We start from the raw sequence: 812 nt of genomic DNA on the forward strand, positions 1-812 counted from the left end.
CGACGAGCCGACCAACGACCTGGACACCGACACCCTGGCCGCGCTGGAGGACCTCCTCGACTCCTGGCCGGGCACGATGATCGTCGCGAGCCACGACCGTTACCTGGTCGAGCGGGTCACCGAGACGGCGTACGGCATGTTCGGCGACGGGCGGCTGGTGCACCTGCCGGGCGGCGTCGACGAATACCTCAAACGGGCGGCGACCCGCCTTTCCCCCGGCGTACCGGAAACGCAGGCGCAAGGGGGGCCGAGCGTGAGTGGCCTCTCCGCGGGTGAGGCCCGGCAGGCTCGCAAAGATCTTGCTCGGCTCGAGCGTCAGCTCGGGAAGCTCGACGAGAAGGTCCTCAAGATCAACGAGTCGCTGGCCGCGCACGGAGCCGATTACTCGAAGCTGGTCGAGCTGGAAGCCCAGCTCAAGGCCGCCCAGGAGGAGCGGGGTCAGATCGAGGAGGCCTGGCTCGAGTTGGCCGAGCAGGTGCCGGAAGGTTGATCCGGGGGGTGTGCCTGCGCGGCCGATCGTGATACGCGAGAATCGGGGGCGCACAACACCTGATATTGGAGACGGACACCATGGCGCACAATCCGGTCAACCACCCGCTGCGGCCGATGTACCGAGTGCTCGGCTTCCTCGCCGGCGCCTACCTCGTCGTGTTCGGGATCGTGGGCCTGATCCAGACGGCCGGCGACGACTTCACCGGCAAGTCCGCCGACCTCGTGCTCGGACAGGGCGCCAACCTGCTCCTGTCGATCATCTCGCTGGCCGTCGGCGTGATCGTGCTGATCATCACCGCCATCGGCCGCAACCTCGACAC

At 67.7% G+C, this 812-nt stretch carries 2 pseudogenes; both read left to right on the forward strand.

The features are described 5' to 3' along the window. Positions 1-490: pseudogene (locus Ato02nite_RS48465) on the forward strand (ABC transporter ATP-binding protein); the annotation flags it as partial. A gap of 80 nt (positions 491-570) precedes the next feature. After that, positions 571-812, forward strand: a pseudogene (locus Ato02nite_RS48470) (DUF4383 domain-containing protein); the annotation flags it as partial.

It is taken from the genome of Paractinoplanes toevensis, from assembly GCF_018332695.1.
Taxonomy (GTDB): Bacteria; Actinomycetota; Actinomycetes; order Mycobacteriales; family Micromonosporaceae; genus Actinoplanes; species Actinoplanes toevensis.